Annotated in this window: 24 protein-coding genes; 17 read left to right on the top strand and 7 right to left on the bottom strand. The window is 73.1% G+C overall.

Annotated features, from left to right (window positions below):
• Window positions 1–55 precede the first annotated feature (55 nt).
• The 3 genes from thpD (at window position 56) to ACIQZO_RS09700 (ending at window position 3359) form a co-directional block, all read left to right on the top strand.
• Entirely contained in the window at window positions 56–958 is a 903-nt protein-coding gene (gene thpD / locus ACIQZO_RS09710) for an ectoine hydroxylase (protein ID WP_403622680.1), read from the top strand.
• 107 nt (window positions 959–1065) lie between these two features.
• On the top strand, window positions 1066–2592 hold the full coding sequence (locus tag ACIQZO_RS09705; RefSeq protein WP_403622677.1) for an MFS transporter: 1527 nt from the start codon (window positions 1066–1068) through the stop codon (window positions 2590–2592).
• Window positions 2593–2753: 161 nt separating this feature from the next.
• Window positions 2754–3359, top strand: a complete 606-nt coding sequence (locus ACIQZO_RS09700; protein WP_403622673.1) for an ABC transporter permease — start codon at window positions 2754–2756, stop codon at window positions 3357–3359.
• Between the two features lie 6 nt (window positions 3360–3365).
• On the opposite strand, the gene ACIQZO_RS09695 is transcribed toward ACIQZO_RS09700, so the two are convergent.
• Both ACIQZO_RS09695 and katG read right to left on the bottom strand, forming a co-directional pair.
• Window positions 3366–3971 (bottom strand): hypothetical protein, encoded by a 606-nt coding sequence (locus ACIQZO_RS09695; RefSeq protein WP_403622670.1) that lies wholly within the window; start codon window positions 3969–3971, stop codon window positions 3366–3368.
• Window positions 3972–4204: 233 nt separating this feature from the next.
• Window positions 4205–6394, bottom strand: a complete 2190-nt coding sequence (katG, locus tag ACIQZO_RS09690) for a catalase/peroxidase HPI (protein ID WP_403622667.1) — start codon at window positions 6392–6394, stop codon at window positions 4205–4207.
• Window positions 6395–6625: 231 nt separating this feature from the next.
• On the opposite strand from katG, the gene ACIQZO_RS09685 reads away from it, so the two are divergent.
• Complete coding sequence (locus ACIQZO_RS09685) at window positions 6626–7051, top strand: Fur family transcriptional regulator (protein ID WP_403622664.1); 426 nt, start codon at window positions 6626–6628, stop codon at window positions 7049–7051.
• Window positions 7052–7063: 12 nt separating this feature from the next.
• Here the strand turns inward: ACIQZO_RS09685 and ACIQZO_RS09680 are convergent, their stop codons facing one another.
• Window positions 7064–7372, bottom strand: a complete 309-nt coding sequence (locus ACIQZO_RS09680; RefSeq protein WP_403622661.1) for a helix-turn-helix domain-containing protein — start codon at window positions 7370–7372, stop codon at window positions 7064–7066.
• On the opposite strand from ACIQZO_RS09680, the gene ACIQZO_RS09675 reads away from it, so the two are divergent.
• The gene (locus tag ACIQZO_RS09675; protein WP_403622658.1) at window positions 7340–8491 is read left to right on the top strand and encodes a type 1 glutamine amidotransferase domain-containing protein; all 1152 of its coding nucleotides are present in this window, start codon (window positions 7340–7342) and stop codon (window positions 8489–8491) included. The two genes, ACIQZO_RS09680 and ACIQZO_RS09675, sit on opposite strands and share 33 nt — an antisense overlap.
• Window positions 8492–8639: 148 nt before the next feature.
• Here ACIQZO_RS09675 and ACIQZO_RS09670 read toward each other — a convergent pair whose 3' ends face one another.
• Window positions 8640–9923, bottom strand: coding sequence for an AI-2E family transporter (locus ACIQZO_RS09670; RefSeq protein ID WP_403622655.1), 1284 nt, complete (start codon window positions 9921–9923; stop codon window positions 8640–8642).
• 366 nt (window positions 9924–10289) lie between these two features.
• Here ACIQZO_RS09670 and ACIQZO_RS09665 point away from each other — a divergent pair, with 366 nt between their 5' ends.
• From ACIQZO_RS09665 to ACIQZO_RS09655, 3 genes are all read left to right on the top strand, one after another.
• The gene (locus tag ACIQZO_RS09665; protein WP_403622652.1) at window positions 10290–12341 is read left to right on the top strand and encodes an MMPL family transporter; all 2052 of its coding nucleotides are present in this window, start codon (window positions 10290–10292) and stop codon (window positions 12339–12341) included.
• Between the two features lie 150 nt (window positions 12342–12491).
• Window positions 12492–13463 (top strand): nucleoside hydrolase, encoded by a 972-nt coding sequence (locus ACIQZO_RS09660; RefSeq protein WP_403622649.1) that lies wholly within the window; start codon window positions 12492–12494, stop codon window positions 13461–13463.
• A gap of 30 nt (window positions 13464–13493) precedes the next feature.
• Window positions 13494–13676 carry a hypothetical protein gene (locus ACIQZO_RS09655; RefSeq protein ID WP_403622646.1) on the top strand — a complete coding sequence of 61 codons (183 nt, stop codon included), beginning with the start codon at window positions 13494–13496 and terminating at the stop codon, window positions 13674–13676.
• Between the two features lie 44 nt (window positions 13677–13720).
• Here ACIQZO_RS09655 and ACIQZO_RS09650 read toward each other — a convergent pair whose 3' ends face one another.
• On the bottom strand, window positions 13721–14344 hold the full coding sequence (locus ACIQZO_RS09650) for a TetR family transcriptional regulator (RefSeq protein WP_403622643.1): 624 nt from the start codon (window positions 14342–14344) through the stop codon (window positions 13721–13723).
• Window positions 14345–14442: 98 nt separating this feature from the next.
• On the opposite strand from ACIQZO_RS09650, the gene ACIQZO_RS09645 reads away from it, so the two are divergent.
• Together ACIQZO_RS09645 and ACIQZO_RS09640 are read left to right on the top strand one after the other, a co-directional pair.
• A complete protein-coding gene (locus tag ACIQZO_RS09645; RefSeq protein WP_403622640.1) occupies window positions 14443–14634 on the top strand; it encodes a hypothetical protein in 192 nt (63 codons plus the stop codon).
• Window positions 14631–14960, top strand: a complete 330-nt coding sequence (locus ACIQZO_RS09640; protein WP_403622637.1) for a DUF4190 domain-containing protein — start codon at window positions 14631–14633, stop codon at window positions 14958–14960. The genes ACIQZO_RS09645 and ACIQZO_RS09640 overlap by 4 nt, the downstream gene beginning before the upstream one ends.
• Window positions 14961–15037: 77 nt before the next feature.
• Here the strand turns inward: ACIQZO_RS09640 and ACIQZO_RS09635 are convergent, their stop codons facing one another.
• On the bottom strand, window positions 15038–15937 hold the full coding sequence (locus ACIQZO_RS09635; RefSeq protein ID WP_403622634.1) for an NAD-dependent protein deacetylase: 900 nt from the start codon (window positions 15935–15937) through the stop codon (window positions 15038–15040).
• Window positions 15938–16031: 94 nt separating this feature from the next.
• Window positions 16032–16364 (bottom strand): GYD domain-containing protein, encoded by a 333-nt coding sequence (locus ACIQZO_RS09630; protein ID WP_403622631.1) that lies wholly within the window; start codon window positions 16362–16364, stop codon window positions 16032–16034.
• Between the two features lie 145 nt (window positions 16365–16509).
• Between ACIQZO_RS09630 and ACIQZO_RS09625 the strand changes: the two genes are divergently transcribed.
• The 7 genes from ACIQZO_RS09625 (at window position 16510) to ACIQZO_RS09595 (ending at window position 22539) form a co-directional block, all read left to right on the top strand.
• Window positions 16510–17073: a hypothetical protein gene (locus ACIQZO_RS09625; RefSeq protein WP_403622628.1), complete on the top strand. Its 564-nt coding sequence runs from the start codon at window positions 16510–16512 to the stop codon at window positions 17071–17073.
• 256 nt (window positions 17074–17329) lie between these two features.
• A complete protein-coding gene (locus ACIQZO_RS09620; protein WP_403622625.1) occupies window positions 17330–18241 on the top strand; it encodes a 2-isopropylmalate synthase in 912 nt (303 codons plus the stop codon).
• A 118-nt stretch (window positions 18242–18359) separates the two neighbouring features.
• Complete coding sequence (locus tag ACIQZO_RS09615) at window positions 18360–18566, top strand: hypothetical protein (protein ID WP_403622622.1); 207 nt, start codon at window positions 18360–18362, stop codon at window positions 18564–18566.
• The gene (locus ACIQZO_RS09610; protein ID WP_403622619.1) at window positions 18563–19291 is read left to right on the top strand and encodes a hypothetical protein; all 729 of its coding nucleotides are present in this window, start codon (window positions 18563–18565) and stop codon (window positions 19289–19291) included. Before ACIQZO_RS09615 ends, ACIQZO_RS09610 begins: the two co-directional genes overlap by 4 nt.
• 188 nt (window positions 19292–19479) lie before the next feature.
• The gene (locus tag ACIQZO_RS09605; protein ID WP_403622616.1) at window positions 19480–19803 is read left to right on the top strand and encodes a hypothetical protein; all 324 of its coding nucleotides are present in this window, start codon (window positions 19480–19482) and stop codon (window positions 19801–19803) included.
• 259 nt (window positions 19804–20062) lie between these two features.
• Window positions 20063–21178 (top strand): glycosyltransferase, encoded by a 1116-nt coding sequence (locus ACIQZO_RS09600; protein WP_403622613.1) that lies wholly within the window; start codon window positions 20063–20065, stop codon window positions 21176–21178.
• A gap of 176 nt (window positions 21179–21354) precedes the next feature.
• Window positions 21355–22539: an exonuclease SbcCD subunit D gene (locus ACIQZO_RS09595; RefSeq protein WP_403622610.1), complete on the top strand. Its 1185-nt coding sequence runs from the start codon at window positions 21355–21357 to the stop codon at window positions 22537–22539.

Raw genomic sequence — 22539 nt, 5'->3', positions numbered from 1 at the left:
GTCCGGCCGAACCCGCAGGAACCCACCGACACCGAGAGGAGAGGTACGCACTGCCATGACCACTGTCTCCGAACGCACCCTCGCCGACCTTTACCCCACCCGGGGCTCCGACGAAGTCCTCATCGGACGCAAGGACCCCGTCGTGTGGTCCGAACCCGGCACCCCCGGACCGTTCTGGGCGAGCGAGCTGGAGGACTTCGAACGCGACGGCTTCCTCACCGCCGAGGAGCTGATCGGCCCGGAGGAGGTCGAGGAGTACCGGGCCGAGATGGACCGGCTGGTGGCCGACCCCGCCGTCCGCTCCGGCGAACGGGCCATCGTGGAGCCCGGATCGGGCGAGGTCCGCTCGGTCTTCGAGGTCCACCGCATCAGCGAGGTGTTCGCACGGCTCGCCGCCGATCCCCGGATCGCGGACCGGGCCCGGCAGATCCTCGGCTCCGACGTGTACGTCCACCAGTCCCGCATCAACGCCAAGCCCGGCTTCGGTGCGAGCGGCTTCTACTGGCACTCCGACTTCGAGACCTGGCACGCCGAGGACGGCCTGCCCCGGATGCGGACGGTCTCGGTGTCCATCGCCCTCACGCCGAACCACACCACCAACGGCAGTCTGATGATCATGCCGGGTTCGCACCGGACGTTCCTCGGCTGCGCAGGCGCGACGCCGAAGGACAACTACGAGAAGTCGCTCCAGATGCAGGACGCCGGAACACCCACCCCCGAGGCCCTGACCCGGTTCGCCTCCGCCTGCGGCATCCGGCAGTTCACCGGGCCCGCCGGGTCCGCCACCTGGTTCGACTGCAACGCGATGCACGGCTCCGGGGACAACATCACCCCCTACCCGCGCAGCAACGTCTTCCTCGTGTTCAACAGTGTGGAGAACCGACCCGCGCAGCCCTTCGCGGCGCAGGTCCGGCGCCCGCCCTTCATCGCCTCGCGCGACTTCACCCCGCTGCCCTGACGGACGCGGGCCGCGTGGCCGAGTGGACAGGGGCGGACACGACTGGACAGTGATCGCCCCCCGTCGGGCATGGCATGTGGACGCCCCCAGACGTGAGTCTGTGCGCCATGAGACTCGGACGCACAAAAGACGGGCCCGCCGCCCCGACCCGCCAGGGAGCCGCACTCGCGGCGCTGGCCGCGGCGCAGTTCACCGTCATGCTGGCCACCTCGATCGTGAACGTGGCGCTGCCTCAGATCCGCTCCGGAGTGGGCCTGTCGGACGGCGGCACCACCTGGGTGGTCAACGCGTACGGTTTGGCGTTCGGCGCGCTGCTCCTGGCCGGCGGCCGGGCAGGAGACCTGCTCGGCCGCCGCCGGGTGCTGATCGCCGGCCTCGCCGTGTTCGTGGGTGCCTCGCTCACGGCGGGGCTGGCAGGCTCCCCGGGCCTTCTGATCGTCGCCCGCGCCGTGCAGGGCATCGGCGCCGCCGCCATCGCACCCGCCGCGCTCGCCCTCGCGATGGACCTGTTCCCGCCCGGCCCCGGTCGGGGCCGGGTGCTCGGGGTGTGGGGCGCCGTCTCCGGCGCCGGCGGAGCGGGCGGCGTCCTGCTGGGCGGCGTACTCACCCAGGCGTGGGGCTGGCCCTGGCTCTTCCACGCCGTCGCGCTCGGAACGGCGCTCGTCCTCGTCGCCGTGGTGACGCTCGTGCCCCGCGCCTACACCCGCGGGTCCGGGCGGTTCGACCTGCTGGGCACCGCGACCATCACCCTCGCCCTGACCTGCCTGGTCTGGGCACTGACCAGCGCCCGCGCCCAGGGCTGGACGGACGCCGGGGTGATGGCCGCCCTCATCGGCGCCGCCGTGCTGCTCGTGGTCTTCGTCCTGATCGAGCGCCGCCGAGCGGACGCCCTGATACCGCCCAGACTGTTCACGGCCGGCCGGGTCGCCGCCGGCAATCTGCTGATGGCGCTCCTGGGGTCCGTATGGATCGCGCTGTTCTTCTTCCTCCCGCTCTACCAGCAACAGGTCCTCGGCATGAGCCCGCTGGCCACCGGGGCGGGCCAACTCCCGCTCGCTGTGGCCAATATGCTCGGCGCGGTCCTGGCGCCCCGGATCTCCGCGCGCATCGGCGCCACGGCGACCCTGACCGCGGGCCTGCTCACCGAGGCCGCGGGCCTGCTGTGGCTGTCCCGGATGGCCGCGGACGGGAGCTATCTCGTCGACGCCCTCGGCCCCAGCGTGCTGGTCGGCCTCGGCCTGAGCCTCGCCTTCGTCCAGCTCACCGCGCTCTCCGTGGACGGCGTACCGCGCCAGGACACGGGCCTCGCCGGCGGCCTGGTGAACACCACCCGGCAGGTGGGCGGTGCGATCGGACTCGCCGCCCTCGCCACCCTGGCCGGCTCCGTCACCGCGCACGCGTCCGCGCAGCAGTCCCATCTGGAAGCCCTCACCGCGGGCTACCGGGCGGCCTTCGCGGTCTCCGCCGCGGTCCTGGCCGCCACCGCCCTCCTCGCCGTGCTGCTGATCCGCCCGCCCCGCTGCCTGCGCCGCGTGCTCCCGCCCACCGCGCCCACCGCGCCCGCGTCCGCCGAGCCTACGGCCGTGACGCCGCCCCAGCAGGGCCGGACCGCCGACCACGCCCCCGCCACGTGATCCCCGGAGCACGCGCCGAACAGCCCCGCTGACCAGCGCCCTTCGCCCCTTCGTACCTCATCCCCGTACCTCATCCCCGTACGTCATCCCCGTACGTCACCCCCGGCCCGGACCACTGGTTCGGGCGCACCACCACGCCGCCCCCGATGGAGGTCTCCACCGTGTCCAGCCCCGCGACCGTCCCGCCGTCCGTCGCCCAGGACCACCCCACCCGCCGCCCGCGCGAGGTCGACAACCGCGCGGCCTACGTCAGCTTCGGACTCGCCTACGTACTCGGCCACGGCGCCGCCGCGGCCTCCCACGGCACGGCGCCCGTACTCGACCTGCCCGAATGGCTGCCCATGGCCCTCCTCGGCATCGGGCTCGTGACCGGCATCGTCCTGGCCACCCTCGCCGCCCTGAAGGCCCAGAACGGCGCCACCGCACCGGAGGTGCTCTCCGGAAAGCTGCTCGGCGCGGCCTGGGTCACCGCCTTCACCGCGCTGTTCCTCGCCATCACCGGACTGACGTCCATGCTCGACCACCCGGACCTCCAGTCCGTGCTCTGGCCCGCCGGTTCCGGACTCGTGGTCGGCCTGCTCTACCTCGCCGAAGGTGCCGTACGCCGCAACGTGCTGCACTACAGCCTCGGTGTCTGGCTCGCCATCACCTCCACGGCGGCACTGGCGCTCGCCGCCCCCGGGTTCTACTGGATCCTCGCCGTCGGCGGCGGCGGCGCCTACGCCCTCGCCGCGGCCCTCGAACACCGCCGCCTGCACGCCCGCTGACGGCCGTCAGGGGCGCAGGCCGGCCCGCCGGAGGGCGACCCTGGAAAGCTCGCCGATGACTTCCTGGTCCCCGCGGCGCCAGGCATCGGCGAGACCGCCCGCAGGCGTGGGGAGCGCGGCGAGGTCGCTCAGCGGGCCGGTGAGGGCGCGCAGGGCGAGCAGGTCGGCGCCACCGGGCGCGTCGAACAGACGCCGCACGGTCATGCTGCGCCGGATCCAGCGCAGGCGCGCGGGGAGCCAGAGCAGCAGGACGACGGCCACCGGAACGACGATCAGAGCCACGGTCGTCAGGGTGGCCACCTGGCCGACCGCGTCCTGCATCGACTGCCCGGCGTCGGCGATCCCGGTACTGGCGTCGGCCGCAGACCGGAGCGGCTTCTGCAGGAGGTCGCCGACGAACGGCACGTTCGAGGCGGCCTCGCCCGCGTTGCCGAGTTCGGTGGCGAGGCTGTCGCCCGAGCTCTCGACCCGCCGCCCCGGTTCGGCCAGCATCATGATCGCGTCGTGGACGGCCAGGGCGAACCACACCGCGGCGGCCACCAGAGCCACGGCGATCAGGTCCGCGAGCACCTGGCGGTTGCGACGTGCTGGGGTCTGTGCGTAGAGGCGCATCGGCGGGCTCCCGTTCGAGTCAGGACGTCGAGACGTACCGGACGTGCCAGATGTACCGGACGCACCGGCCCCGCCGGACGGGGCCCGGCCCGCCGGTCGACCGCACGCCGCACTCGACTCTTCCACCGGCCCCCGCGGACAAACCTCCGCGACACGGCGCCCGCCCGGCGCACCGGGGGCCGGGGACGCGCCGGGCGGCCGTCAACCGGCCCCCCGGCCCCCGGCCCGTCGGCCTAGGCGAGGTCGAACCGGTCGAGGTTCATCACCTTGTCCCAGGCCGAGACGAAGTCACGGACGAACTTCTCGCCCGCGTCCTTCGACGCGTAGACCTCCGAGAGCGCGCGGAGCTGGGCGTGCGAGCCGAAGACGAGGTCCACCGCGGTCGCCGTCCACGTGACCTCGCCCGTGGCGCGGTCACGGCCCTCGAACACGTTCTCCGCCGACTCCGACGCCTTCCACTGGGTACCCATGTCGAGCAGGTTCACGAAGAAGTCGTTGGTCAGCGCCTCCGGCCGGTTCGTGAACACGCCGTGCGGGGCCTGCCGGAAGCCGGTGTTCATCGCCCGCATCCCGCCGACGAGGACCGTCATCTCGGGGGCGGTCAGGTTCAACAGGGCGGCACGGTCCAGGAGGAGCGCCTCCGGTGACAGCTTCTCGCCCGCCCGCAGGTAGTTCCGGAACCCGTCCGCCTTGGGTTCCAGGACGGCGAAGGACGCCACGTCGGTCTGCTCCTGCGAGGCGTCCGTGCGCCCCGGAGCGAAGGGGACCGTGATGTCGTAGCCGGCGTTCTTCGCGCCCTGTTCGACAGCCGCACAGCCGCCGAGCACGATCAGGTCGGCGAGTGAGACCTTCTTCCCGCCGGACTGCGCCTGGTTGAAGTCCTGCTGGATCCGCTCCAGGGCCACCACCGTCCCGGCCACCTCCGGCAGGTCGTTGACCTCCCAGTCCTTCTGCGGCGCGAGGCGGATCCGGGCCCCGTTGGCCCCGCCCCGCATGTCGGTGCCGCGGAAGCTCGCGGCCGCCGACCAGGCGGCGGTGATCAGCTGGGGGAGGGACAGCCCCGAGGCGAGGACGGTGGCCTTGAGGGCGGCGACGTCCCCGTCCGCGACCAGCTCGTGGTCGACCGCGGGTACGGGGTCCTGCCACAGCTGCGGTTCGGGGACCCACGGGCCGAGGTAGCGCGAGACCGGGCCCATGTCGCGGTGCAGCAGCTTGTACCAGGCCTTGGCGAATGCCTCCGCGAGCCTGTCCGGGTTCTCGTGGAAGCTCTTCGCGATCGGTCCGTAGACCGGATCCATCCGCAGCGCGAGGTCCGTCGTCAGCATCATCGGAGCGTGCTTCCTCGACGGATCATGGGCGTCCGGCACCGTGCCCTGGGCCGCCGCGTCCGTGGGAGTCCACTGGTGCGCGCCGGCGGGGCTCGTCGTCAGCTCCCACTCGTACCCGAACAGGTTGTCCAGGTACCCGTTGTCCCACTTCGTAGGCCGGGAGGTCCACGCGCCCTCCAGCCCGCTGGTGACCGCGTCGGCGCCGGTTCCGCTGCCGTAGCTGTTCTTCCAGCCGAGGGCCTGCTGCTCGATCGGGCAGGCCTCGGGCTCCGGACCGATGTACTCGGCGTCGACCGCGCCGTGGCACTTGCCGAAGGTGTGGCCGCCGATGATGAGTGCGGCCGTCTCCTCGTCGTCCATGGCCATGCGCGCGAATGTCTCACGAATGTCCCGGGCGGCGGAGACCGGATTCGGGTCGCCGTTCGGCCCTTCCGGATTGACGTAGATCAGTCCCATCTGCACGGCCCCGAAAGGACCGGAGAGCTCTCTGTCTCCGCTGTAGCGTTCATCTCCGAGCCAGGTGTCCTCGGGCCCCCAGAAAATCTCCTCGGGCTCCCACACGTCCTCCCGCCCGAAGGCGAATCCGAACGTCTTGAAACCCATCGATTCCATGGCGCAGTTGCCCGCGAACACCAAAAGGTCGGCCCATGAGATCTTCCGACCGTATTTCTGCTTGACCGGCCAGAGCAGACGGCGCGCCTTGTCGAGGCTCGCATTGTCCGGCCAGCTGTTGAGAGGGGCGAATCGCTGGGCGCCGGCTCCGCCGCCACCCCGGCCGTCGGCGATGCGGTACGTGCCCGCGGAGTGCCAGCTCATCCGGATGAAGAGCGGCCCGTAGTGGCCGTAGTCCGCAGGCCACCAGTCCTGCGACGCCGTCATCACCTCGAAGACGTCCCGCTTCAGGGCGTCGAGGTCCAGGGTCGCGAACTCCCGCGCGTAGTCGAAACTGTCGCCCATCGGATTGGCCAAGGGCGAGTTCTGGTGGAGAACCTGAAGATCCAGCTGGTTCGGCCACCAGTCCCGATTGGACCTGGGGCGAGCCGGCGCGGGGGTCGGGGCAGGGATTACTGGGTTCTCGCTGTCGCTGCCGGACACGTCCGTCCTTCTTCCTTCGTCGATGTTTCCATCTGCTGGCCGCTTGCGTCGGCGCGTCCGTATGGTCGCGCACCGAAGGGCCCGCCGCTACGAGAACACGCAGGGCGCGGGCGCGTAGAAAGCAGGCAAAATCCGGCCCGGGGTCTCGCGTCGACGGATTCGCCTCCCGCCGGGACCGGATCGATATCGCTAACGTTCTGCTGTCCCGCCGAGCGGAAAAGGTGAGCCGATATGAGTGACCTGCTGGAGCGACTACGGGAGCGGGGCTGGCGGATGACCTCCCAGCGGCGTGTCGTCGTGGAGGTCCTCGCCGGCGATCACGTACACCTCACGGCCGACGAGGTGCACGTCCGAGCGGCGCGGCGCCTGCCCGAGATCGCCCGGGCGACCGTCTACAACACCCTGGGCGAGCTGGTCTCCCTCGGCGAGGTCGTGGAGGTCGCCGTGCAGGGCCGCGTGAAGCGCTTCGACCCCAACGCGCACCATCCGCACCAGCACTTGGTGTGCACGGGCTGCGGCACCATCCGCGATGTGCGGGCGACCGGCATGCCGGCCGACCTGCCGCCGGAGGAGCGGTTCGGCTTTGCGGTGTCCGCGGTCGAGGTCACCTACCGCGGGTTGTGCCCCTCGTGCGCCTGCGGGGCGGGGCGGGCGTGACCGTCACCGTGTTCACCCGGTGCCCGCGCCCCGGATCCGGTACGCGCCGGGGGTGACGCCCTCCCACCGGGTGAAGGCGCGGACCAGGGCGGTGGCCCCGCTCAGGCCGACGAGCGGGGCGATCCGGTCGAGCGGCAGGTCCGTGGTCTCCAGCAGCCTCCGGGTCCGGCGGTGCCGGGCGGCGTCGAGGAGGGCCCGCCAGGAGGTGCCCTCCCCCTGGAGCGCCCGGCGCAGGGTACGGGGACTGAGGTGGACGCCCCGGCCCGCGTCGGCGGGGCCGAGGCCGCCGTGCCCTGGGCCGCGCTGCGGGACGCCGGACACGACGTACGGTTCGCGACGCCCGACGGGCGGGTCGCCCTGGCCGACCGCCGGCTGACCGAGATCGGCTTCTCCTGGCTCTCCCCGTGGCTGATGACCCGGCGCGCCGAGCTGGCCGCCTACCGGCGGCTGACCGAGGACCCGTGGTTCCGCGCCCCGCTGTCCTACGCCGAGGTCGATCCGGCGCACCTGACGGGGCTGTTCGTGCCCGGCGGGCACGCCCCGGGGATGCGCACGCTGCTGGAGGACGCGGCCGCGCAGCGGCTGTTCGCGCGGGTCTTCCTCGTGGGGCTGCCGGTGGGGGCGGTGTGCCACGGCGTGCTCCTGGCCGCGCGCGCGAAGGACCCCACGACCGGGCGGTCCGTGCTGTACGGACGGCGGACCACGGCGCTGACCTCGCTGCTGGAACTCACCGCCTGGAACCTGACCCGGCTGTGGCTGGGCCGCTACTACCGGACCTATCCGGCGACCGTCCAGGCCGAGGTGACCGCGGCGCTCGCCGATCCGGGCCACTTCCTGGCAGGCCCGCCGCTGCCGGTCCGGGACACCGCGGCGCGCCCGGGCCGCGGGTTCACCGTGCGGGACGGCAACTACGTCTCCGCGCGCTGGCCGGGCGACTGCCACCGCCTGGCGGCCGACTACCTCGCGCTGGTCGGCTCGCACCCGCACCCGCACCCGCACCCGCACCCGCACCCGCACCCGCACCCGCACCCGCACCCGCACCCGCACCCGCACCCGCACCCTCCACCGCCCCGGAGAGCGGGAACTGACATGGCCCTGCGCGGCCGACTGGCCACCGGATCACTGATCGCGGTACTGGGCACGGTGGCCGCGGGCATCCCCTCCACGGGCGCGAACCCGGCCGCCGCGGCCCTGCGGGCGGTCGAGGGCGTCGGGGCGCCCGATTTCGGCGGTTCCGCCCTGGCGATCGCCGCGCTGCCGGGCGGTGACAGCCAGATCGCGGCTATCGGCCTCGACGGCAACGCCTGGCACGCGGTGCGCGACCGCGCCGGCGACTGGTCCCCCTTCCGCCCGGTGCCCGGCCCGAAGGGCGCCGGGAGCTCCCGGGCGACCAGGTGGCCATCGCCGGGCTGCCCGACGGCTCGGCGCGGGTGCTGGTGACCGCGCGCTGAGCGATCGCCGCGCGTACGGAGGGACCTGAGCGGGTGCGACCGAGTGCGACCGGTCGCACCCGCTCGCCGTCCGTCCGGCCGTCAGTCCATCTGCCCGGCCGGCCGGCCGGACGGCTCCCGGCGAACCGGGCGGAGCGTCAGGCGGGTTCCTGGTCGGGCGCCGCGGGCGGATCCACCCGCTCCTCGTCGGCCTCCGCGGGGGCCCGCTCCGGCGCCGCGTCGTCCCCGGCGTTCGCGCGCAGGTGCCCGATCACCGTGTTGGCCACCGCGACCAGCGGGACGGCGACGACCGCTCCGCCGATGCCCGCGACCACTCCGCCGGTGGCGACGGCCAGCACCACGGCCAGCGGGTGGACCCGTACGGCCCTCCCGAGGATGAACGGCTGCAGCACGTGGCCCTCGATCTGCTGGACGACGAGCACCACCAGCAGGGTCATCAGGGCGGTGAACACCCCCTGCGTGACCAGGGCGACGACCACGGCGAGTGCCCCGGACGCGACGGCGCCGACGAGCGGCACGAACGAGGCGAGGAAGATCACCACACCGATGGGGACGGCGAGCGGCACGCCCAGGAAGTAGATGCCGAGCCCGATGAACAGGGCGTCGATGAAGGCGACGATCACGGTCCCGCGCACGTAGGCGGTCAGGGTCCGCCAGGCCGCCGGACCCGCGTCGGCGACGTCCGGCCGGGCGGCGGCGGGCATCAGCTTGAGCGTCCACTGCCAGATGCGCCGGCCGTCGTACAGCAGGAAGAGCGTCGAGAACATCGCCAGCAGCATGCCGGTGAGGATCTCCCCCAGAACGGTCACGCCCCGTAGCCCCGTCGAGGTGATGTCGCTGGTGCTGGTGCCGATGGCATCGCTGAGGCTGCCGGCCACGTCGTTGATCTGCTGCTCGGTCACGTGGAAGGGACTGTCGAGGAGCCATCGTTTCAGCTCCTCGATGCCTTCCTGGAGGCGCCCGGACAAATTGTCCAGGTTGTCGAGCACCTGCCAGACGACGAACCAGCCGACCAGTCCCAGCACGACGAAACCGAAGAGCGCCGTGAGGGCGGTGGACAGCCCCTGGGAGAGCCCCGCGCGGTGCAGCCGGGCGACCGTCGGCTCCAGCAGGGCGGTGATCAGCAGCGCGGCGGCGAAGGCGAGGACGACGAGCCGGACGGAACCGATGACCCGCATGACGACCCACAGGGCGGCCGCGAGCACCAGGAACCGCCAGCCGGCCTCGGCCGCGACCCGTACGCCCCAGGGCACCGCCCGGGCCGGGTCCGGGTTGCGCGGACGGATCCGGCGGGCTTCGGCCACGCGCTGCCGCTCGGCGAGCAGCTCGGCCTCGCGGCGCGCCTGCACCTGCGTACGACGCTCACCGAGCGCCGTGGCGCCGTCCTTCACGTGGCCGAGCCACCTATGGATTGCGGGCATCCGGAACCACCTTCCTCACCCCGCCGTCTGCCCCGGATTCCGCGGATCAGGCACGCGCGGTCCGTCACGTCCGAAGATCGTTCGAAGGGATCGCGGGCCGGGAAGTGATGCAGAAACGCTGCATGTTGCCCCTGCGGCGCCGCCGCCCGAAAGTGGGACCCCTTGGACCGGTGGCCCTGGACCGGTGGCCCTGGACCGGCGGCCCTGGACCGGTGGCCCTGGACCGGCGGCCCTGGACCGGCGGGTGTGTCCGACCGCCCTCCGAAACCGTCCGTGGCCCACGCTGGAGCCTCGGGCCTCGGGCCTCGGGCCTCGGGCCTCGGGCCATGGACCGTCCACGCCCGCCGTACCTGACTCAGGAGCATCATGCGCACCTCGCCCCGACTCCTCCGGTGGCTCGTGCCCGCCCTCCTCCTCGTGGTCTGGCTGGGGGTCGGAGGGAGCCTCGGCCCCTACGCGGGCAAGCTCGGCGAGGTCTCCACCAACGACCAGGCGGCCTTCCTCCCGCGTAGCGCCGAATCCACCCGGGTCGCCCAGGCCCAGGCCGCCTTCCGGCAGGAGGAGTCACTGCCGGCCGTCGCGGTCTGGACGGTGGACGGTGCCGAGGGTGTGACCCCGGCCCGCACGGCCTCCGCGCAGGCCGCACTGGCCGGTCTGGAGGGCCGGCCCTGGCTCGCGGGCCCGTCCTCCCCGGTCGTGGCCTCGCGCGACGGCAGGGCGATGCAGGCAGTGGTCCCGCTGGACCCCGCGCTCGGCGACGAGCTGCCCGCGGCGGTCGCCGAGATCCGGGAGGCCGGCTCCCGGGTCGCGGCCACCACCTTCCACGTGACGGGACCGGCGGCCACCCGGGCCGACCTGGCGGACGCCTTCGCCGGAATCGACGGGTTGCTGCTGGGCGTGGCGCTGGCGGCCGTCCTCCTGATCCTGCTGCTCGTCTACCGCAGCGTCCTGCTACCGCTGTTGATCATCATCGGGGCGGTGTTCGCCCTCTCCCTGGCCTGCGCGATCGTCTACGCCCTGGCGAGCGCGGGGCTGGTCCGCGTCGACGGGCAGGTCCAGGGGATCCTCTCGATCCTCGTCATCGGCGCGTCCACCGACTACGCCCTGCTGCTGACCGCCCGCTTCCGCGAGGAACTGGGACACACCGAGGACCGGTACGCGGCCATGCGCGCCGCTCTGCGGCAGTCCTGGGGGCCCATCGTCGCCAGCGCCGGCACCGTGGCCCTGGGCCTGCTCGCCCTGTTCCTCAGCGACCTCACCAACAACCGGGCACTGGGGCCCGTCGGGGCGATCGGGATCGTCTGCGCGGTGGTGAGCGCGCTGACCTTCCTGCCGGCGGCGCTGGTGCTGCTGGGACGCAAGGCCTACTGGCCGGCGCACGTGACCGCCGACAGCGGCTCGGCAGGCTCGGCAGGCATCTGGACCCGGATCGCCGAGCTCGTCAGCGGCGCTCCCCGGCGGGTGTGGGCCGTGGCGCTGGCGGGCCTGCTCGCCTGCGCCGCCTTCGCGCCCACGCTGCACTCGGGCGGGGTTCCGCTGGACGAGATCTTCGTGAACGAGGCCCCGTCCGTGACCGGGCAGAGGGCTCTCGGCCGGCACTTCCCGGGAGGAGCCGGCAATCCGGCCGTCGTGATCGCCGCCGCCGACCGGCAGGCACAGGTGCGCGAGCGCGCCGCGGGCACGCAGGGCGTGGACTCGGCCGTCGTACGGGGCGAGAAGGACGGCCGGGTACGGATCGACGTGGTCCTGAAGGATCCGGCGGACAGCGCGGCGGCGAAGGAGACGGTGGTCAGGCTCCGTGAGGCGGTGCATCCGGTGCCGGGCGCGCAGGCCCTCGTGGGCGGCTACACGGCACAGGCCCACGACACGCAGAAGACGGCCGAGCGGGACCGCGAGGTCATCGTCCCGGTGGTGCTGGCGATCATCCTCGTGATCCTGGTCGCCCTGCTGCGCTCGCTGGTGATGCCGCTGCTGCTGGTGGCGACGGTGGCCCTCAACTTCTTCGCCACTCTGGGCGTCTCCGCCCTCGTCTTCCGCCACGTGTTCGGATTCAGCGGCACGGATTCGTCCGTCCCGTTGTACGGGTTCGTCTTCCTCGTCGCCCTGGGCGTGGACTACAACATCTTCCTCATGTCACGGGTGCGCGAGGAGTCGCTGCGCCACGGCGTCCACGAGGGGGTGACCCGGGGGTTGACGGCCACGGGCGGGGTGATCACGTCCGCGGGGGTGGTCCTCGCCGCGACGTTCGCCGCGCTGGGTGTCATCCCGCTGGCCTTCCTCGTACAGATCGCCTTCATCGTGGCCTTCGGCGTCCTCATGGACACCTTGGTCGTGCGCTCGCTCCTGGTCCCCGCCCTGGTCCTGGACATCGGCCCCGCCGCCTGGTGGCCGGGGCGCCTGAGCCGCCGCCCGAGCTGAGTCGGCCGGGCTGAGTCGGCCGGGCTGAGTCGGCCGGGCTGAGTCGGCCCGGCCGACGTGGCCGGGCCCGCCCCGGGCGAGGCGGTGTGGTCAGGGCCCGGGCGCGGCGGCACACTGGAGCCCCCACGCCCCCGCAGCGGCAGGAGTGACGTGCCCGTCCCGATCATCATCGACTGCGATCCCGGCCACGACGACGCCCTCGCGATCATGCTGGCCGCCGGGGACCCGGCGGTGGACCTGCTCGCCATCACCACGGTCGCGGGAAACCAGACCCTCGACAAGACCACGCTCAACGCCCTGCGGGTCTGCACCGTCGCCGGGATCACGGACGTCCCCGTCGCGGCCGGTTGCGACCGGCCGCTCGTCCAACCGCTCGGCGTGGCGGCCGACGTGCACGGGGTCAGCGGACTGGACGGGCCGAGCTTCCCGGCGCCCACGGTGGACGTGGTTCCCGAGCACGCCGTGGACCTCATCCACCGGCTGCTCGCCGAGCACCCCGAGCCGGTCACCCTCGTCCCGACCGCGCCGCTGACCAACATCGCCCTGCTGCTGACGCGGTACCCGCAGGACGCCTCCCGCATCCACGAGATCGTCCTCATGGGCGGCTCGACGGAAGGGGGCAACCGGACCCCGGCCGCCGAGTTCAACATCGTCACCGATCCGGAGGCCGCCGACATCGTCTTCCGCTCGGGCGTGCCGGTCACCATGTGCGGGCTCAACGTCACGCACCAGGCCCTGGCCACGCCCGAAGTGGTGGCCCGCTTCGTGGACCTGGGCACGCCGCTGGGGCAGACCTGTGCGGACCTGCTGACCTATTTCGGGTCCACGTACCGCGCGCTGTGGGGGTTCCCCAGTCCGCCGCTGCACGACCCCGTCGCCGTGGCCCGGGTCATCGACCCCGGGCTGGTGCACTGCGCGGACGCCAATGTCGCCGTGGAGCTGCACGGCCGGTACACGCGCGGCGCCACCGTGGTCGACCTGCACCGCTCCACCGGCCGTCCGGTCAATGCCCGCGTGGCCGTGACCCTGGAGACCGGCCCGTTCTGGGACCGGATGGTCGCCGCCGTCGCGACGCTCGGCGCCCGGGGGCATGCGACCGGGCACCCGGGGCACACGGCGTAGGGACGGTACGTCGCTCAGGAGGTGGTGGCGGTGCGCGCTACGAAGGTGCTGGACTCCTTTCCCGCCGGTGATCCGTACGGGAGTTGGCCCGCCGAGGAGTACGCGGCCCGGTGCCGGGAGCGGGGCCAGCGGGCGACCGTCGTGATGGACCTGGAGAGGGACGCCTTCCTCGTCGTGGCCCCCGAAGCGGACGCGGCGCGAAACGCCGTGTAGCGCCGCACGGCGCACCGCCACCCGGTCACCCGGTCGTCACCCGGTCACCCCGGCCAGTGCACGCGCCCGAGATGGATCAGGCGGAGCTGGGCGAGGGCCGTGCCGGTGGCCGACGACCAGTCCTCCCCCCGGAGCGATGCGGTCAGGAACGCCGACGCCGTCATGAACATGTGGTCCACCAGCAGCCGGGACAGCATCGTCACCTCGTCGGTGTCCCAGCCGGCGCCGAGGGGATCCGCCGTGAGCGCGGCGCCTATCTCGTCGGCGAAGACGTCGAGTTGCCCGGCGATGACATCGCGCACCGCCGGTACCCCGCCGTGGCGCTCGCGGACCAGGAACCGGACGTGCGCGGGTCGGCTGCGCACCAGTTCGGCGACGAGCCGCACCACGGCGTCGCCGCGCCGTTCGGCGTCGCCGGTCGCGGCGAGGACGTCCCGTACGGTCCCGTGCAGGCTGGCCAGTGCCTCTTCGACCAGCGCGGTCCCGAGCTCGTCCATGCCCCGGAAGTGCCGGTAGAAGGCGGTGGGGGCGACTCCGGCGCCCCGGGTCACCTCCCGGAGGCCGAGGCTGCCGAGGCTGCGCTCCTCCAACTCCGCCAGGGCCGCGTCGAGGAGGGCGCGTCGGGTGCGGCGCCGCTGGGTCTCACGAAAGCCGGGGTGCGGACTCATGACGCGAAGTCAACCGCGTCACACTCGCGTGCCGCCAGCATGAGACGAATTGAACTGGGTAGTCAGTGAACAACTGTTACCTGAACGGAGGACGTCTCATGCTCTTCCTCGTAGGTGCGCTGCTGGTGCTCGGCGTCGTCCTCGGCGTCGTGGCCCATGTCCCCGCCCCCGTCAGCGTGGTGGGCGGTCTCGCCATCGCCCTCTGGCTCGCCCTCTTCGCCGCGCGCGAGCGCCTGTTCGGCCACCGCCGGGCAGGCCGGCTCGACCGCGAGGGCGGAGGTACGCGATGAACCCGCGTACAGAATCCCGTACCGAGCCCCGTAACGAATCCCGCACCAAGTCCCGTGCGGAGCCGCGTACCGAGCCCCGGACCCCGGCCCGGACCCGTGACGCCGATGCGATGGCCGTCACCGGGTTCGTCCTCGGGCTGGTGGGGCTGCTCGTGATGAACCTGATCCTCGGTCCGGTCGCCGTCGTCCTCGGCGCCCTCGCCCTGCGGCGGCGCACGACCCGGCCCGGCCGGGCCCGCCTGGCCGTCGGTCTGGGCCTGGCGGACGTGGTGGTCCTGGTCTGCCTCGTCACCGCCGACGGAACCTGGTCGTGGGGCCTGACCTGAGTTCCCCCGCCCGCCAACCGATCCCCGGGGACCCGACGGCGGCCCGGGCAGGCGGGCCGGCGGGCGAGCCGGCCGGCTCAGCTCGCGGCGGGGCCGTCGAGCGGGATGCCGAGCCGGTCGGCCACATCGGTGAGGGTCGGACCCAGGGGGAGCGCGATCCGGGTGAGGGCGTGCTCGTCACCGCGGGTGGGATCGTTGTTGACGATCAGTACGGGCTTTCCGGCCCGGGCCGCCTGCCGGACGAACCGCAGTCCGGACATCACCGTCAGCGAGGAGCCCAGGACCAGCAGCGATACCGCCCCGTCGACCAGCTCACGGCAGTGCTCGACCCGCCGTGGCGGAACGGATTCGCCGAAGAACACCACGTCCGGTTTGAGGACGCCGCCGCACTGCGCACACGGCACCACCCGGAAGTCGCCGACCTGCCCGTCGGTGAGGTCGGCGTCGCCGTCGGGGTTGAGCCCGGCGGCTACCGGCTCGAATCCGGCATTTACCTTCTCCAGCCGCCGGGCGAGGTCCCGGCGCGAGCCGAAGGCGCCGCAGGACAGGCAGACGACGCGCTCCAGGCTGCCGTGCAGTTCCACCACGCTCTCGCTGCCGGCGGCCTGGTGCAGTCCGTCGACGTTCTGGGTGATCACACCCGAGAGGAGGCCGTGGCGCCCGAACGCCGCCACGGCCCGGTGCCCGGCGTTCGGCCGGGCCCGGCCGAACGTGCGCCAGCCGAGGTGGCTGCGCGCCCAGTACCGGCGCCGGGCCCGGTCGTCGGCGGTGAATTCCTGGTAGGTCATCGGGGTGTGCCGGCTCAGGCTCCCGCCCTTGCCCCGGTAGTCGGGGATGCCCGATTCCGTGGACATGCCCGCACCGCTGAGCACCAGCACACCGCCGCCGCGCAGCGCATCGGCGACCGGCTCCGGATCGGCGGTGCCGGGCCGTGGGTCCCCGGTGGGCGTCCAGGTCAGAGTGGGGCGCATGCGCATGCCGCCAGCGTACGCAACGGCCCCCGCCTCCGGCCCGGGGCCGTGCGCGCGCCCGAGCCCCGTACCGCCCTGAACGCGGACGGCCGGGCATCGTTCACCCCTGTTCGCCCGGCGGCCGGTAGCGGATCCGCTCGGCTCCGCGCAGGGCGTCCAGTGTCTCGTCGACGGTGAGGAGCACGGTCGTCTCGAACGAGCTGAGTGCGCCGCCCCCACTGATCGCCAGCGCCACGGCGGCCATGGAGACGTTGTCGGGGGCTTCCCACAGGTTGTAGCCGTCATGGGTGCCGAAGGCGTACCAGAAGCCGTGGAGCTTCCCACCGACGGACTCGATGTAGGACCGGGCGGCCTGGGCGCGGTCCTCGGGGTGGCCGGCCAGCTTCGCCCAGGTCTCCGGCGTGTAGCTGAACCTCGACAGATAGAGCGGCATCGTGTTCTCGCTTTCGTTTGGTCGAGAGGTGCCCGCCATGGGCCGCGGCACAGCGCCGAAGGCCCTCGGGTCCCCCGAACAGCGGTAGGGCGGCCCTGGCGAGGGCGGCCGCCGGTCCCGGTGGCGCGCCGGGTACGGTCGGCGCATGCACGAGCAGCGGCAGCGGCAGGAGGACGGCGGCGACGGGACGGCGCGCGGGCTGCCCGCGGGCAGCACCTGCGGGGCCACCGATGCCGAAGCGGTGGTCTTCGTGTGCGCGACGTGCGCCGCCCCGCTGACAGGACCGCTCACCCGACTGCCCGAAGTCCCCGAGGCTCCGTACTACGCCTGGTGGGAGGCCGACGAGCCGGGGCCGTCACCGGCGACCGTGCCGTCGGGCCGCTATGCGATCGAGACGCAGCCGTACGGTGCGCCCCTGGTCGTCACCGAGGTGTCCCGGCCCGCGATGCCGCGATACGCGACGATCAGCGACGTGCACGGACAGTTCCTGGTGTCGCAGGGGCCGCGGGGCAACATCGTCATCAATCCGGGCGATGCCCGCGGCCTGGAACTCGAGCACGCGAGCGTTGCGTGCTGCGGAGCGAGCCCGGAGGGCGGAATGAACCAGGTGTGCGCCTGCGGAACCCCGGTCGCGACCCTTTCCTCCGACTGCTGCATGCCATACGAGCTTCATCTCTCCGCCGACCACGTCCGCGCCGAACGCCCCTGAGCGGGGCCGAGCGGGGCCGAGCGTCCCGGTCGACGGTTCAGCCGGACATACCGTCGTCACGCGGAATCAGCGGGACCTCCAGTTCCCCCGCCGTGGCCGACCAGCGCTCGCCCCGTTCAATCGTCAACACGCCCCTGCGATCCGGCCGGGGAGCGGAGCCGCAACTGTTCGCGCGTGCGCGTATTGCTGACGGATCGTTCGCTTGTCGAGGGCATGCGGCCGGCGTGGGCGGGTCGGTGCCCGGGCTCGGAGGGGCGTGGTGTTCGTGGACGTGGTGCGGGAGTCGGCTGCCGCGGGGCGTGTGGTGCTGTGGGAGGAGTCGGCCCGCGACGGCGCGCAGGCGAAGACGTTGATGACGCCGGGCTTCCGCGTGCGGCTCGCCCGTGAGACGGGCCGGGTCTTCGGCGCGGACGGCCCCCGGCACGCGGTGTTCGCCGCCGGCTTCCCCGCGGTGTGCGGTGAGGAGTTCGAAGCCGTACGCCGGGTCGCGACGGAGGCCGAAGGCGCGGTGAGCGTCGCGGCGGTCTGCCGTGGCGCTCGGCGGGACTTGGAGCAGGCGGTGGCGTCCGTGCGGGGCAGCCGTCATGCCCGGGTGATGGTGGTGGTGCCGGCTTCGGACGCGATGGCGCACGTGATGGTCCACCGCACTGCCCCGGAGGCGCTCGCGGACGGGGTCGATCTCGTGAAGCGGGCCCGCGATCTGGACGAGGAGGTCGCGGTGGACGTATGCCTGGCGGACGCGTCCCGCGCCGGCCACCTCCTGATGGCGCATTACGCGCAGGCCATGACCGGCGCCGGGGCGGGGCTGATCGTCCTGGCGGACACGGTCGGTGGGCAACTGCCGCACGACTGCCGGGAGATGTTCGGCCGGGTGCGGGCGGAAGCCGGAGACGAGGTCGTGCTGGCCTCCCACCTGCACAACGACCTCGGGCTGGGGCTGGCCAACACCTTGGAAGCACTGGCCGCGGGAGTGCGCGTGGTGTCCGCCTCGTGGCTGGGCATCGCCGAGCGGGCCGGCATGGTCGCCACCGAGCAACTCCTCTTCCTGCTCGCACGGCACACCGCCGACGTACTGGGCGCGGACGCCACGCCGTGGTGGACTCCGCCCGATCTGACACGGCTGCCGGTCATCGCGCGGACGGTGGCCGCGAGACGGGTGTCTCGCTGAGCGTCACCACACCCGTCGTCGGGACCGGGGTGGCCACGATCTCCACCGGCACGCCCTTCGTCCACCCGCGCCTCTTCCAGCCGTACGACCCCAAGAGGTGCTCGGCATCCCGCCCCGCGTGATCCTCACCCATCTGGCCAGCGCCCGGGTCGTCACCGCGGTCGCCGCCCGCCTCGGCCACGCCCTGGACCGCGACCAGGCCCGAGCGGCGATGGCGTGGGTCAAGAACCGCGCCTACCGCACCGGCCACGCCGTGGTGGACGACATCGCCTTCGCCGACTACCTCGACGGCCTCACCCACCGGGCCGCCGGAGAAGCGCGATGAGCACCGGCGCCGCCGTCCCGCGCGGCACGGTGGACCTCGAAGCCGCCGGGCGGGCCCTGAACGGGGGCGTGGCCGTGGTGCTGCCGAACCCCGCACCCCTCACCCACGTCGTCACCGCCACCACGCCGCAGGCCGTGAACGAGGCCAAGGCAAGGCCGCCGGGCCAGGCGGTGGCCCTGTGGGCGCACCACGCCGAAACCCTGCGCACCGTCGCCGCCGTCACACAACTCGACGCCGCGAGCGCCGCCCTGGCCCGCCGGCTGCTCGCCGAGGAGCACCTCACCCTGCTGCTCCCGCTCTGCACCGGCGCCCCGCGGCCCGTCTGGCTGGCTCCCGCCTGCCGGGACGACCGGGTGCTGCTCTTCGGCGCCCGCTGGCAGCCGCTGAGGCCGCTCCTGGACGAGCACCGGGTGCTGTACGTCAGCAGCGCCAACCGCACCGGCCTGCCGCCCGGCGCCACCACGGCCGAAGCACTGGCGATGTTCCCCGCCACCGTCCCCGTCCTACGACCACCGCACCGCGCCGGCGATCCCGCGGACGATCCCGCGGTTTCCGCGGACGGGTCGGCGCGGCGGGCGACCACCACGGTGGCCGTGCACCCCGACGGCCGCCTGACGCTGCACCGCCACGGCGCCCAGGACCAGCCCTACCCGCACCCGGACGACTACCTCGACCACCTGCGAACGCGGTACGCGGGGGCGGCGCCGGACGGAACGCAGACCTGACCTGAGCGGACCCGACCGGACACCGGCCTCCCGAAGGGACCCGTAGCGGGCGCAGGCGGTGCTCCCGCGCGCCCGGGCGGCTGCGCCGTACGGATGGACTCGTGCTGTACAGCGGCCGGTACGGGGCGTCCCGGCGTGAAGCGGCCTACCTTCGCACTGCTCCCCACTCCTCTCGAAAGGCAGTACTCGTGCGATCGATCCGTTGCGCCCTGACCGCTCTCGCCGCCGGTGGCATCCTCCTGGCGGGCGCGTCTGTCGCCTCCGCCGACGACGCCTTCACCGTCTACGCACCGATCAACAACACGTACTCGTTCGTCTTCGGTGACCTGAGCCAGGTCGCCGGCGACGACGTCTTCAACGCCGGCCACGACAACACGGTCGGCTCCCACAACGGCGCGGCGCCGGCCGGAGACATCGGCATGGCGACCCTGCCCGGGACCCAGATCATGAGCAACGAAGCCCTCATGCAGGGTGCGGCCGGCCAGTGGACCGGCAGCATCGTCCGCAAGTAGCCGTCGGCTCCCGGTAACGGGCCGCTGCCCCGGGCGGGGTGGCGGCCCGTTCGCGTACGCCGGGGCCGGGCCGCAGCACGAGCCTGAGCACGAGCCTGAGCACGGACCTCGGCACGGACCTCGGCACGGACCTCAGAACGTCCGATTATCGACCCTCCGAAGGGAACACCACGTGCATTCCCGTCAGTTCTCCGTACGGAACCGGGGGCGCGCCCGCACGACCCGCCCCCGACCGGCACACCATGAGCAAGGAGAGACCGTGCGCATACTCTTCACCGGCCCGCCCGCGGCCGGTCACCTCTTCCCGATGATCCCGACCGCGCAGGCCTTACGCGCCGCCGGCCACGAGGTGCTGTTCGCGGGCTCGCAGCCGCTGAACCAGCTCCGCGAAGCCGGATTCCCCATCGTCGAGATCGGCGACGGCCGCAGCATCCGGGACGTGTTCGAGCAGTCCACGGGCGAGGAAATACGCTACGTCGCCCCGGACATGACCCCGGAGCAGATCCTCGGCAGGGCGGCCCACGGCTTCGCCCTCGTCTCCCGTTCCACCGTGGACGGTCTGCTGGACGCCGCCGACAGCTGGCGCCCCGACCTGCTGGTCTACGACTCCTTCCAAGCCGCGGCCCCACTGGTCGCGGCCAAGCTCAAGATCCCGTCGGTGGTCCACAACTTCGGCGTCACCTCCGGCCTCGACATGATCGGCCGGCTCGCCGCCAACTTCACCGAGGCGTACGAGACGTACGCGGTGGCCGGCCCGGCCGAGCCCACCGCGCTGAACATCGGCCCCCTCGGCGGCGACCCGGGCGGCCTGCGCCTGCGCTACCTCCCCTACAACGGCGGCGGCGTCGTCCCCGCCGAGCTGCTCCGGCGCGGCAGCCGCCCGCGCGTCGCCGTCACCCTGGGCACCGTGCTCGCGGAGCTGGACGGCGTCCGCGCCATCGTCCGCCTGATCGAGGCCGCCGCCTCGGTCGACGCCGAGTTCCTGCTCGCCGTCGGCGACGCCGACCTCGGCCCGCTCGGCACCCTCCCGGACAACGTCCGCCCGCTCCCCTGGGTCCCGCTCGCCGAGCTGCTGACCGCCTCCGACGCGCTGATCCACCACGGTGGTTCCGGCACGCTGCTCACTGCCGTGCAGGCCGGGCTGCCCCAGCTCCTGCTTCCCCAGGGCGCCGACCACTTCACCAACGCCGGCGCCCTCACCGCCACCGGCGTCGCCCTGCACTCCGCCTCCGACGAGGTCGACGCCCCGCTCCTCACCCGCCTCACCACCGACCCGGCCCTGCGCGAGGCGGCCGCCCGCCTCCGGGAGCAGAACGCGGCCCTGCCGACCCCGGCCGAATCGGTCCCCGTCCTCGAGGCCCTGACCGCCTCCTGAAGCCGGCGCCGCGTGCGGACCTGCCCGGGGCCCGGCCCCGGGCAGGTCCGCCGTCCGGAAGGCGCCCGGACGCGGTGTGGCACTCCGGCGAGCCGTCCCCGCCCGTGCGGTCCTGTCCACCGAGCTATCGGGAAACCCGTCGGTAACCCCCACGCGCGCGGTTACGGTCTGTGGTCATGAGGTTCCTGCACACTTCGGACTGGCACTTGGGCCGCCGGTTCCACAGTGAAGACCTGATCGACGCCCAGCGCCGTTTCATCGACCACATCTGCCGTACCGTTCGCGCCGAACGGGTGGACGCACTGCTGGTGGCGGGTGATGTCTACGACCGGGCCATCCCCAGCCTGGACGCGGTGCGCCTGTTCAGCCACGCCCTGAACCAGCTGGCGGACCTGGACATACCCACGATTCTGATCAGCGGGAACCATGACTCCGCCCACCGCCTGGGCGTGGGTTCCGGCCTGCTGGCCCGTGCCAGGGTGCACCTGCGGACCGATCCGGCCGATGTCGCCACCCCCGTCCTGCTCCAGGACGCGGACGGCCCGGTCGCCGTCTACGCGGTGCCCTACCTCGAACCCACCCTCGTACGCACCCACCTCGATGCCGAGGCGGCGTCCCACCAGGCCGTCCTCACCTCGGCGCTGGACCGGATCCGCGCCGACCTCGCCACCCGTCCCGAAGGCACCCGTTCCGTGGTCCTCGCCCATGCCTTCGTCACCACGGGCGACACCTCCGCCAGCGAGACCGAAAGCGAACGGAACATCAGCGTCGGCGGTATCGCCCACGCCGAGGCCTCCGTCTTCGCAGGTATCGACTACACCGCCCTCGGGCACCTCCACCGCCCCCAACGGGTCACCGACCGGATCCACTACAGCGGCTCCCCGCTGGCCTACTCCTTCTCCGAAACCGGCCACGAGAAGTCGCTGACCCTGGTCGACCTGCCCGCGGACGCCCTGCCCGCCGTCACCCGCACGGCTCTGCCCCCGGACCTGCACCTGCCCCTGGCGCGGCTGACGGGCCGTCTGGAGGACCTGCTGGCCGACCCGGTCCACGAGCCCCTGGCCGAGTCCTGGCTGCACGTCACGCTCACCGACGCCGCCCGCCCCTACGAACCGATGGCCCGCCTGAAGCAGCGCTTCCCGCACACCCTGCACCTCGAGCACATCCCCGCCGTCATCCCCGCCCAGGCCACGGCCGGCCGCACCTACAGCGAGCGGCTGCGCGGCCGCGGCGACCTCGACATCACGCACGACTTCATCACCAACGTACGAGGCAGCGAGCCCACCGAAGCGGAACGCGCTCTCCTCCAGGAAGCGATCGACAACTCCCGCGTGAGCGCCCAGGAGAGGGAGACCGTCTGA

The sequence above is a fragment of the Streptomyces sp. NPDC097617 genome, assembly GCF_044761485.1.
GTDB lineage: Bacteria > Actinomycetota > Actinomycetes > Streptomycetales > Streptomycetaceae > Streptomyces.
This window is presented reverse-complemented; position numbering and strand designations above follow the sequence as displayed.

Bases quoted from the DNA above. Each gene is read 5' to 3' on its own strand.
- thpD (WP_403622680.1), top strand. From the start codon at position 56: ATGACCACTGTCTCCGAACGCACCCTCGCCGACCTTTACCCCACCCGG.
- ACIQZO_RS09705 (WP_403622677.1), top strand. From the start codon at position 1,066: ATGAGACTCGGACGCACAAAAGACGGGCCCGCCGCCCCGACCCGCCAG.
- ACIQZO_RS09695 (WP_403622670.1), bottom strand. From the start codon at position 3,971: ATGCGCCTCTACGCACAGACCCCAGCACGTCGCAACCGCCAGGTGCTC.
- ACIQZO_RS09685 (WP_403622664.1), top strand. From the start codon at position 6,626: ATGAGTGACCTGCTGGAGCGACTACGGGAGCGGGGCTGGCGGATGACC.
- ACIQZO_RS09670 (WP_403622655.1), bottom strand. From the start codon at position 9,923: ATGCCCGCAATCCATAGGTGGCTCGGCCACGTGAAGGACGGCGCCACG.
- ACIQZO_RS09665 (WP_403622652.1), top strand. From the start codon at position 10,290: ATGCGCACCTCGCCCCGACTCCTCCGGTGGCTCGTGCCCGCCCTCCTC.
- ACIQZO_RS09650 (WP_403622643.1), bottom strand. From the start codon at position 14,344: ATGAGTCCGCACCCCGGCTTTCGTGAGACCCAGCGGCGCCGCACCCGA.
- ACIQZO_RS09645 (WP_403622640.1), top strand. From the start codon at position 14,443: ATGCTCTTCCTCGTAGGTGCGCTGCTGGTGCTCGGCGTCGTCCTCGGC.
- ACIQZO_RS09640 (WP_403622637.1), top strand. From the start codon at position 14,631: ATGAACCCGCGTACAGAATCCCGTACCGAGCCCCGTAACGAATCCCGC.
- ACIQZO_RS09635 (WP_403622634.1), bottom strand. From the start codon at position 15,937: ATGCGCATGCGCCCCACTCTGACCTGGACGCCCACCGGGGACCCACGG.
- ACIQZO_RS09630 (WP_403622631.1), bottom strand. From the start codon at position 16,364: ATGCCGCTCTATCTGTCGAGGTTCAGCTACACGCCGGAGACCTGGGCG.
- ACIQZO_RS09625 (WP_403622628.1), top strand. From the start codon at position 16,510: ATGCACGAGCAGCGGCAGCGGCAGGAGGACGGCGGCGACGGGACGGCG.
- ACIQZO_RS09610 (WP_403622619.1), top strand. From the start codon at position 18,563: ATGAGCACCGGCGCCGCCGTCCCGCGCGGCACGGTGGACCTCGAAGCC.
- ACIQZO_RS09595 (WP_403622610.1), top strand. From the start codon at position 21,355: ATGAGGTTCCTGCACACTTCGGACTGGCACTTGGGCCGCCGGTTCCAC.